A 4999-nucleotide genomic window follows, 5' to 3' on the forward strand; every position below is an offset into this window, starting at 1 on the left:
CGTGGATGACTGTCACGCCGTCCCGGAGGTCGAGGTCGGCGTCGGCGTAGGGCTTGAAGTTCCGAAGGCGGAGGTGCTCGAACCGCATTCAGAAGTCCTCCATCGTGACCTGGGTGTCGGCCGCGCGGTCCGGGTCGTCGGGGTCGGAGCCGCCGTTTTCGTTCCGGTCGGTGTCGGTTGCGTCGGCGTCCCCGCTGTCGGTGTCGGAGTGCCCGTCGGTTTCGACACCACTTCCATCATCGGAGTTCGAGTGCCCATCAGCCTCGGCACCACTGCCATCGGAGTTCGTGCCTTCGTCGGCTTCGTCGGCGCTCCCGCCGCCCTGGCCGGAATCGTCGGCCGCGGGTTGGAACGCCGCCCGATCCCCGTCGAGTTGCTCCGCAACGCGGGCCTCCACCGTCGCCCGAACGTTCGCGTCGGCGGTCTCCCCGGCGCGGATCGTCTCGTCGACCTCGAGGGCGGCTTCCGACAGCCCCAGATCGTGGATCCGTTCCGCGACGGCGTCGTCGGGGTCGGCGAAGGAGACGTCGAGGTCGGCGTCGGACTCGCGGTCCCGGCGGTCGGTGACGCGCGCCACCAGCGCCCCCCGGTCGGTCAGCGACTCCTCCATCGCGGCGGGCGCCACCGGCTCGCCCTCGCCGGTGACCTCGACCACGGCGACTGCGTCGGTCACGTCGTGCTGCCGGAGCTGCTCGTGGACCCGCTCTGCGCCCTCGCCCGCCGATAGCGACACCGACACGAACACGAACGGCCGGGTGTCGAGGGTGCGCCGCCGGATGTCGACCCCGTCGTCGAACGTCACGAGGTTGTAGCCGCGTGGGGTCTCCTCGGCGGCGCTCGCCCGCTCCGTCGACCCGCAGTAGGTCACCCAGGTGTCGTCGACCGTTTCGGTGCCCGGTTCGTGATTGTCGCCCAACAGGACGGCGTCGAAGTCGATCGGCGACTCCTCGAGGACGGTCTCGGTCTCCCAGTCGGCGTGCGCGAAGGGAGTAAACAGCCCGTGGGCCACTAGGGCGGCGTGGTCGGCGTTGTGGGGCCGAAAGTCGTAGTCCAGGTCCGCCCGCCGCGACTTCGGAACGTGGTCGAGACCGTAGAACGCCGTCGACCCGACAGTGCGCGGCTCCGTGCCGAGTCGCTCGGCGAGGCCGAGGTCCTCGAAGAGGTCGAGCCACTGGCCGCTCCGGGTCGATTCGTGGTTGCCGACGACTGCGAGAAACGGGATCTTTTCCCCTTGAAGCCGCCGCAGCAGCCGGATCGTCTCCAGAAGGTCGGAGAGTTCCGGCCGACGGTCGTCGAAGAGATCCCCCGCGTGGATCACGGCGTCGACGTCTTCGTCGATCGCGTCGTCGATTACCTGTTCGAAGGCGTCCCGGAAGTCCGCCCGGCGGGTCTGTGAGTGGTACTGGGCGTACCCGAGATGGGTGTCGCCGGTGTGGATCACCCGTGTCATCTGCCCGAACCTTGCGCAGTGTCTCCTAAAACCGTTCCGCGACCGGAGTGGAAGTGGTCGCGTCGGTGTCGACCGAGGGTGTCGTCGGGTCACTCCCACGCAACGCTGCGTCGAGGCGCCGCAGCGACTCCCGAGCGGCCCGGCCGCGGGCTGCTATGTCGTCTTCGTCGCGACGGGCCGCCGTCGCGACCGCCCGATCGAGTTCCGGGAGCCGGCCGGCCGACAGGAACGATGCGGCCTCGCGGGCGGAGTCGGCTGCGCGCTCGGCGTCGGCAACGACAGCGTCCGGATCGACGGACACGGCGTCGTGGGATGTCGGCCCGTCCGCCGGCTGCGGCGACGCGGATCCGTCCGCGAGTGCTCGGAGCGACCGGCGCACCTCGTCGGGGCGTGGCGCGTCCACGTCGGGCGATCGATCGGTCACATCGGGTGTGGTGCCGGGATGGGATTTGAACCTTCGGCCGCCGGGTCTGAAGGGGTGTGGCACGCGGGACGCGACCGAAACTGTTGAGACCGGCGGGTAACCGCTATAGGTATGGATCGAACGCGTCGGCGGCTGCTTGCAGCGCTCGGCATCACCGGCGGGGGGGCGCTGGGTGGGTGTCTCCGTCTGACTGACACCGGGGAGGGGTCTTCCTCGACTGAGTCGACAGCGACTCGGTCACCCGACCGATCGACAGCGGGGACGGCTGCCGCCACGGAGCCCGAAACCGGGACCGAGTCCCCGAACGACGGGGCGACAATCTCGTGTACGGCCGACGCGCAACCGCCGACGGGCGCCGAGCGGTTCACACACCCGTTCGGCGACAGTCGGAACTCGTTCGCGGTGCCGGAGCGGAAGGTACCCGAAGAGCAGCCGTGTCTGGCGTGGACACAGTCGCTTCCGGGACAGGCGAACCGCGTGTTCACCGGCCCGGTTGTCACCGGGCAGCACGTCGTCCTGTACCCGACTCGGAGGTTTCGGGCGCGGCGGAGGACAGACGGGATGGTAGCGTGGGACGGCGTCGAGACGCCGGCAGGTGCGGTCCGTCGTCCCCGGCCGATCGGGATGTCGGATGGAAACCTCCTCGTCTCCGGACAGAACGGCCGGACGGAAGACCTGGAACTCGTCGCGGTCGACGACACGGGAAGCGCGGTCAGGTCCGAGGTCGTCTACGAGGCGTCGGGGCTGAACGACGCACACGTGCCGACTGGGAGGGTCGTCGACGATCGAGTGTACCTCGTTATCAGCGACAGCGCGAACGATGAGACGCGAGTGCTCGCGTACGACTGGCCCGAGGGAACGGTGGTCTGGGAGAAACCGATCGGCGGCGTCGACCTGCGGCTCGAGGACATGGGTGCCGACACGGATTCGATCGTCATCACGTCGGACGAGACGGTCGAGGGCAACGACAACGTCTGGGCGCTCGCGAGCGACGACGGATCGGTCCGGTGGTCGACGCGGCTCCCGATCGGTGAAGCGGTTCCGGTGCTCGACGACTCTCATGTGTACCTGCCGATCGATGGGTACGACTCCGACTCGTTCACCAACCAGGTACGTGCGATGTCGAAAGCCACCGGCGACGTCGCGTGGCGGTTCGAAGTGCAAAACCCGCCGCGGACCGGGGTTTCGGTCGACGACGAGCGGGTGTACCTCGTCGCCGACAACGAGCTGTACGCCATCGATTCGGACACTGGATCCCCGGAGTGGCGGTTCTCGCCGGAGACCGACTCGCGGATCCGCGGCGACGCCAACGGGCTGCCGATCGTCTGTCTGAACACGCTGTTGCTCGGAAGTGCGTTCTCCGACGAGGCGCCAGCGCGGGTTCGGGCGCTGAACAAGGACACCGGTGAACTCCGGTGGTCGTTCGGCGTCGACGGGACGAGCGTCCAGTCACCGATTCCCGTCGACGGGGCGCTGTACACGGTGGTCGAAGATCGGTCGGAGGAGGACACGCAGGCCGTGCTGTACAGTTTCTACAGGTGAGCACGGCGAGGGCCTCGGGATCGACTCCGACGCGAGGGTGAATAGGGTCGACCCACCCGACGCTCCGGCTCAGATGTCCAGCGTGTACAGTCGCTTGCGGGCGTCGGTGAACGAAAACCGGGAATTGACGACGTCGGCGTCCTCGAGCCGGGTAAGGGCGTACCGGACCGTCCGGGGCGGTAGCAGAGTCTCCTCGGCGAGTTGGCTCTGTGTCAGCGTGTCGTTGTAGTCGAGAACCTTCGCTACGAGCTTCGCGCTCGGTGGCATCTCCCGCACCCGGTTCCAGCGGTCGGCCGCCTCCTCGTCTCGGGGGAGCGTCTCTGTGGTACTCATCCGTACCTTCGGGTAGTGAATGTGGGTAGATAATATTTACTGTGTAGATTTATTAGTATGAGTCATATTATGGCAGTCGGAACGGGGGTCGCTGCGTCGGGCGTACTGAACGTTTCGCTCACCCGAAGCCTCTTATGAAGCCGAACCGTACAGTTGGTGATGACTGACACCGTTGACGACGTCGAGCTTCCGTACGAGGAGGAGGCGGCGTCGCAGCAGGAGAAGATCGAGGCGCTCCGGGAACGCCTCGACGTTCTCGAGTCCCAAAACGAGGAGATGCGGGACAAACTTCTCGATGCGAACGCGGAGAACAACAAGTATCAGCAGAAGCTCGAGCGGCTCACCCACGAAAACAAGAAACTGAAGCAGTCGCCGCTGTTCGTCGCCACCGTCCAGGAGCTGACCGACGACGGCGTGGTGATCAAACAGCACGGTAACAACCAGGAGGCGCTCACCGAGGTGACCGACGAGATGCGGTCGGAGATCGAACCCGACTCCAGGGTTGCCGTCAACAACTCCCTCTCGATCGTCAAGCGCCTCGACGACGAAACTGATGTCCGCGCCCGCGTGATGCAGGTCGACCACAGCCCCGAGGTCACGTACGGGGACATCGGCGGGCTCGACGAGCAGATGCAGGAAGTTCGGGAGACAGTCGAGATGCCGCTCGAGTCGCCCGGGATGTTCGAGCAGGTGGGGATCCAGCCGCCGTCCGGTGTGCTGCTCTACGGGCCGCCGGGAACCGGAAAGACGATGCTCGCGAAAGCGGTCGCGAACGAAACCGACGCCACGTTCATCAAGATGGCGGGGTCGGAGCTCGTCCACAAGTTCATCGGCGAGGGCGCAAAGCTGGTGCGTGACCTCTTCGAGGTCGCCCGCGAGAACGAGCCCGCCGTTCTGTTCATCGACGAGATCGACGCCATCGCCTCCAAGCGCACGGACTCGAAGACCTCCGGCGACGCGGAGGTCCAGCGCACGATGATGCAACTTCTCTCGGAGATGGACGGCTTCGACGAGCGTGGCGACGTCCGGATCATCGCCGCGACCAACCGCTTCGATATGCTCGACGAGGCGATCCTCCGGCCCGGCCGGTTCGACCGCCTTATCGAGGTGCCGAAGCCCGGCCACGAGGGGCGCGCGCTCATCTTCCAGATCCACACGCGCGACATGAACGTCGCGAGCGATGTCGACTTCGACCGGCTGGCCGAGATGGCCGACGACGCCTCCGGGGCCGACATCAAGGCGATCTGTAC

At 66.8% G+C, this 4999-nt stretch carries 5 protein-coding genes; 2 read left to right on the forward strand and 3 right to left on the reverse strand.

The window, feature by feature from the left end; all coding sequences use genetic code 11:
* Positions 1-88: 88 nt before the first annotated feature.
* Positions 89-1450 carry a DNA double-strand break repair protein Mre11 gene (gene mre11 / locus Q0925_RS00005; RefSeq protein WP_299330462.1) on the reverse strand — a complete coding sequence of 454 codons (1362 nt, stop codon included), beginning with the start codon at positions 1448-1450 and terminating at the stop codon, positions 89-91.
* A 25-nt stretch (positions 1451-1475) separates the two neighbouring features.
* On the reverse strand, positions 1476-1874 hold the full coding sequence (locus Q0925_RS00010) for a hypothetical protein (protein ID WP_299330465.1): 399 nt from the start codon (positions 1872-1874) through the stop codon (positions 1476-1478).
* A gap of 111 nt (positions 1875-1985) precedes the next feature.
* On the opposite strand from Q0925_RS00010, the gene Q0925_RS00015 reads away from it, so the two are divergent.
* Positions 1986-3416: a PQQ-binding-like beta-propeller repeat protein gene (locus Q0925_RS00015; protein ID WP_299330468.1), complete on the forward strand. Its 1431-nt coding sequence runs from the start codon at positions 1986-1988 to the stop codon at positions 3414-3416.
* A gap of 69 nt (positions 3417-3485) precedes the next feature.
* Here Q0925_RS00015 and Q0925_RS00020 read toward each other — a convergent pair whose 3' ends face one another.
* Positions 3486-3749, reverse strand: a complete 264-nt coding sequence (locus Q0925_RS00020) for a winged helix-turn-helix transcriptional regulator (protein ID WP_299330471.1) — start codon at positions 3747-3749, stop codon at positions 3486-3488.
* 159 nt (positions 3750-3908) lie between these two features.
* Here Q0925_RS00020 and pan1 point away from each other — a divergent pair.
* Positions 3909-4999 (forward strand): proteasome-activating nucleotidase Pan1 (pan1, locus tag Q0925_RS00025; protein WP_299330473.1); only part of this gene is annotated, 1091 nt, incomplete at its 3' end.

The sequence above is a fragment of the Haloplanus sp. genome, assembly GCF_028275055.1.
Lineage (GTDB): Archaea > Halobacteriota > Halobacteria > Halobacteriales > Haloferacaceae > Haloplanus.

Coding starts and splice junctions, on each gene's coding strand:
- mre11 (WP_299330462.1), bottom strand. CDS start 1,450: ATGACACGGGTGATCCACACCGGCGACACCCATCTCGGGTACGCCCAG.
- Q0925_RS00015 (WP_299330468.1), top strand. CDS start 1,986: ATGGATCGAACGCGTCGGCGGCTGCTTGCAGCGCTCGGCATCACCGGC.
- Q0925_RS00020 (WP_299330471.1), bottom strand. CDS start 3,749: ATGAGTACCACAGAGACGCTCCCCCGAGACGAGGAGGCGGCCGACCGC.